This window comes from Methylotuvimicrobium sp. (assembly GCF_050611805.1).
Taxonomy (GTDB): domain Bacteria; phylum Pseudomonadota; class Gammaproteobacteria; order Methylococcales; family Methylomonadaceae; genus Methylotuvimicrobium.
This window is the reverse complement of record NZ_JBNGHF010000102.1, coordinates 1-4302: the sequence shown is the minus strand read 5'-3', so window position 1 is coordinate 4302 and position 4302 is coordinate 1. Positions and strand designations below refer to the sequence as shown.

Below are 4302 nucleotides of genomic sequence, written 5' to 3'. Positions count from 1 at the left end.
TCAGGAAGCTGGAGCTTCCGGTGTGTCTTTCCCAAGCTGGAGCTTGGGAAAGAGCATGAAGTTCGTAGATTTGGACTTTTTATCTGATTTTTCGATATGAAAAGCAATGCCGGTTCCGAGGAGGGTGCGATTACTCGACTGACAGGTGTCGGCGGCAGGGAAAGCCGCCGTCAAGCCTACACGGACGTATTCACGGCGTCCTGTCGGGCGAGTGGCCGCACCCTAACCATCCCTCGCACTTTCATTTGCAGGGGTGATGACGGCTTTTTCATGATCGTTAGAATGCTTGAATTTGTAAGTTTTACGACAATGAGGCGCGAGGATTGAAGGAGACTGTTTAATTACCAACAGTCGGTCCGATCGCGCTGTTATTAAAAACCTTGATATTTCGCGATTTCCAGGCTCATTCGACATATTGGCACGTTTGCTGCTCCGCCGATAGTAAAGGCAATTTGCAAGGCAGGGTAATGGGCGATTATTTCATGTTGATTTTAGGCACGGCATTGGTCAATAACGTCGTGTTGGTTAAGTTTCTGGGTTTATGCCCGTTCATGGGTGTCTCCAATAAGCTGGATACGGCGTTGGGCATGGGCTTGGCGACAACCTTCGTATTGACGTTGGCGGCTTCTGCCGGTTGGGTGTTGGAACACGGGGTATTGATACCGCTCGATATCGGCTTCATGCGTGTACTGGGTTTCATCTTGGTGATTGCGGCAGTCGTACAGTTCACCGAAATGGTCATTCATAAAACCAGCCCGGTGCTTTATCAAGTATTGGGAATATTCTTGCCCCTCATTACCACTAATTGTGCGGTGCTTGGCGTTGCGTTGCTGAATATTCAACACGATTCGAATTTCTTGCAGAGCGTCGTATTCGGTTTCGGGTCGGCATTGGGGTTTACGCTGGTGATGGTGATTTTTGCAGGCCTCAGAGAGCGTCTTTCTTTAATGACGGTACCTGCATTGTTCGACGGTACGCCCATCGCTTTCATAACCGCCGGTATTCTTTCTCTCGCATTCATGGGTTTTGCCGGACTTTAAAAGTTAGACAGGGGGCTTTATGTACGTATTATCCGCGATAGCAAGTTTGGCGACATTGGGTTTGATCCTAGGTTGGATATTAGCCGTCGCCGCGAAATACCTCAAAGTCGAAACTAACCCGATCGTTCAAGAGCTCGAAGCGCTAATGCCGGGATCGCAATGCGGCCAATGCGGTTATCCCGGTTGTAAACCGGCTGCCGAAGCGCTAGCACGGGGAGAAGCGCCGGTGACTCTGTGTCCTCCCGGGGGCAGCGCATTGGCTGAACAGTTTGCGGCATTGCTCGGCGTTACTGTCGATTTAAGCGGTTTCGAAGAGCCTGAAATGCTTATCGCCAAGGTCAGCGAAGCAACCTGTACCGGTTGCACGCGTTGTTTCAAAGTGTGTCCGACCGATGCGATCGTCGGCGCGCCTAAGCAAATCCATACCGTAGTCGCAGATGCCTGTACCGGATGCCGAAAATGCGTCGATGTGTGTCCGACGGAATGCTTGCAAATGCACCGTCCCGAAGTGACATTGCGTAATTGGCGTTGGCATAAGCCTTCCGGTCAACCGACGGGAGCTACGGCATGATAACTTTGTTACAGAGTTTGCGTATCCGGGGCGGTATTCACGTCAATGAGCATAAGCACGCTACTGCCGAACAGGTTATCGACGATTCTTTTCCTTTGCCCAAACGTTTGTATATCCCGCTGCAGCAACACGTCGGCAAACCGGCCGAACCGGTTGTCAGGGTCGGCGATATGGTTTTAAAAGGACAATTGCTTGCACACAGTCAAGGGCTGATATCGGCTCCTGTGCATGCACCGAGTTCGGGTAAGGTCGCCGATATCACCGAATATCCCGCCCCGCATCCGTCCGCTTTGCCTATTCGCACGGTTTTCTTGGATACCGACGGTAAAGAGGCATGGCATTCCGGCGAATCGATGATTGATCCTTTTACGCTCGATCCGGAAGAAATCAGTCTTCGGGTTGCTTCGGCCGGCGTGGTCGGAATGGGCGGGGCGACCTTTCCGTCGGCGGTCAAATTGAACTTGGGGCGGCAAAATAAAATTCATACGTTATTGATTAACGGCGGAGAATGCGAACCTTATTTGACCTGCGACGACAGGTTGATGCAAGAGAACGCCGCTGAAATCGTCGACGGCATTCGCATAATGTTGCACGGTATGGAAGCCGGACGGGCTATGGTCGGTATCGAAGACAATAAACCGGCTGCGTTGAAAGCGATGCGTACTGCTGCGATGTTCCATCCGAATATCGAAATTTGCAAAATTCCGACGCGTTATCCGATGGGCTGGGACAGGCAATTGATACGCTATTTGACCGGTAATGAAGTTCCCGCCGGGGGACGTGCAACCGATGTCGGCGTGTTGATGCACAATGTCGCGACAGCCTATGCGATCCATCAAGCGATCCGTTATGGCCGGCCTTTGATCGACCGTGTCGTTACGGTAGCGGGCGGAGCCGTAGCGAATCCGAAGAATGTCAGAGTACCGATCGGTAGTTTGATCTCAGAAGTTTTGGCGTTTTGCGGCGCCGATGAAACGCGAACCCGGCGTTGGGTTATGGGCGGCCCGATGATGGGCGAAGCGCTGCCGATCGCCGATGTGCCGGTCGTCAAAGCGACCAGCGGCGTTTTGGCGTTGACCGGGGTTGAAATCAAACAAGGCGAGGAGCAGCCTTGCATTCGATGCGCGCGATGTATTTCGGTTTGTCCGGCCGGGTTATTACCGGTCGATATGGCCAACCGGATTCGTAACAATCGCTTGGAAGCCGCCGTCGACATCGGTTTGAAAGATTGCATCAGTTGCGGTTCGTGCTCTTATGTCTGTCCTTCCAATATTCCGTTGGTGCATTATTTCAAATACGCAGCCGGAGAATTGGCGGCTAGACAACAAGCCCAACATAAATCTGAACAAACCAAAAAATTGATCGAAGAACGAACTAAACGCATGGAACGAATCGAAAGGCAAAAAGCCGAGGAATTAGCCAAGGCCAGAGCGGCGAAAGAGCAGTCCGTGAAAGCGGCGGATGCCGCCGTTTGAATTCGATCTGTACAAATACGCAGGTATTGCTGCGAATGAAGCCGTTTACAGGCAATTTGATTCATCAACCGGAGAAGCGTTATGTTGACCATTAAACCGTCCAGCGGTCCGCATACCGGATCGGCAATCGGCGTCGGTAGTATCATGAGACAGGTAATATATGCATTGTTGCCTGCAACGGCATTCGGCCTTTACTTGTTCGGTTGGCCGGCCGTCAATTTGTTATTGGTCACATTGTTTGCGTCGCTGGTATTTGAGGCTTTGTGCCTGAAGCTGGCCGGCAGACCGGTAATATCGGCGCTGAAAGACGGTTCCGCACTGTTGACGGGGTGGTTGCTGACGATGACTTTGCCGCCATGGGCGCCGTGGTGGATCGGGGTGCTCGGCGCCGGCATCGCGATCGTTTTGGGCAAACAAGTTTACGGCGGATTGGGACAAAATTTATTCAATCCAGCGATGCTAGCGCGTGTCGTTCTGCTGATTTCATTTCCATTGGAAATGACGACCTGGGCCGATGTTACTCCTTGGCTAACGGAATCGGCACCCGGTTTTTATGAAGGTCTGACGATTACATTTACCGGATTGAGCAATCCTGACGCAGTGACCGGGGCGACCTTGTTGGGACATGTCAAAACCGAATGGCTGCAAAAGCACCCATTGTCCGAAAGTTTGTCCGAATACGGCGTATCGACGATTTGGTCAGGGTTGACGCGCGGCAGTCTGGGTGAAACTTCGGCATTGTTATTGTTTGCCGGGGGAATGTGGTTATTGCTAAAAAAAATCATTACCTGGACTATACCGGTTTCGATGCTTGCATCGGTTGCCGCGATTGCCGGTCTTTTTCATTTTTTGGATCCCGAGCGTTATTTGAGTCCCGTTATGCACCTTGGCTCCGGCGCATTGATGTGCGCCGCTTTTTTTATAGCGACCGATTACGTGACTTCGCCTAATACGCCACTCGGACAAATGATCTTCGGATCGCTGTGCGGTTTGTTGATTTACATGATACGGACCTGGGGCGGATACCCGGAAGGCGCCGGATTCGCGATTTTGCTGATGAATTCGCTGACGCCGTTGATCGATCACTATGTCAGGCCTCGCATACAAGGGCGGGATCGGCGGGGTAGGCCCCTTGAGGAGAAGGTGGTGATGAAAGGTGAAAGGTGAAAGAGGAAAGAGGAAAGAGGAAAGAGGAAAGAGGAAAGAGGAAAGAGGA

At 51.9% G+C, this 4302-nt stretch carries 5 protein-coding genes; all 5 read left to right on the top strand.

The annotated features are described in order from the left end of the window. Window positions 1–96 precede the first annotated feature (96 nt). The 5 genes from ACRJJO_RS21755 (at window position 97) to ACRJJO_RS21735 (ending at window position 4253) form a co-directional block, all read left to right on the top strand. Window positions 97–327 (top strand): hypothetical protein, encoded by a 231-nt coding sequence (locus tag ACRJJO_RS21755; RefSeq protein WP_431067653.1) that lies wholly within the window; start codon window positions 97–99, stop codon window positions 325–327. Between the two features lie 140 nt (window positions 328–467). Next, window positions 468–1040, top strand: coding sequence for an electron transport complex subunit RsxA (rsxA, locus tag ACRJJO_RS21750; RefSeq protein WP_431067652.1), 573 nt, complete (start codon window positions 468–470; stop codon window positions 1038–1040). A 19-nt stretch (window positions 1041–1059) separates the two neighbouring features. Next, window positions 1060–1611, top strand: a complete 552-nt coding sequence (locus ACRJJO_RS21745) for an RnfABCDGE type electron transport complex subunit B (RefSeq protein ID WP_431067651.1) — start codon at window positions 1060–1062, stop codon at window positions 1609–1611. Further along, a complete protein-coding gene (gene rsxC / locus ACRJJO_RS21740; RefSeq protein ID WP_431067650.1) occupies window positions 1608–3086 on the top strand; it encodes an electron transport complex subunit RsxC in 1479 nt (492 codons plus the stop codon). Before ACRJJO_RS21745 ends, rsxC begins: the two co-directional genes overlap by 4 nt. Before the next feature lie 81 nt (window positions 3087–3167). Further along, a complete protein-coding gene (locus ACRJJO_RS21735) occupies window positions 3168–4253 on the top strand; it encodes an RnfABCDGE type electron transport complex subunit D (RefSeq protein WP_431067649.1) in 1086 nt (361 codons plus the stop codon). Window positions 4254–4302 lie beyond the last annotated feature (49 nt).

Bases quoted from the DNA above. Each gene is read 5' to 3' on its own strand.
- ACRJJO_RS21755 (WP_431067653.1), top strand. From the start codon at position 97: ATGAAAAGCAATGCCGGTTCCGAGGAGGGTGCGATTACTCGACTGACA.
- rsxA (WP_431067652.1), top strand. From the start codon at position 468: ATGGGCGATTATTTCATGTTGATTTTAGGCACGGCATTGGTCAATAAC.
- ACRJJO_RS21745 (WP_431067651.1), top strand. From the start codon at position 1,060: ATGTACGTATTATCCGCGATAGCAAGTTTGGCGACATTGGGTTTGATC.
- rsxC (WP_431067650.1), top strand. From the start codon at position 1,608: ATGATAACTTTGTTACAGAGTTTGCGTATCCGGGGCGGTATTCACGTC.
- ACRJJO_RS21735 (WP_431067649.1), top strand. From the start codon at position 3,168: ATGTTGACCATTAAACCGTCCAGCGGTCCGCATACCGGATCGGCAATC.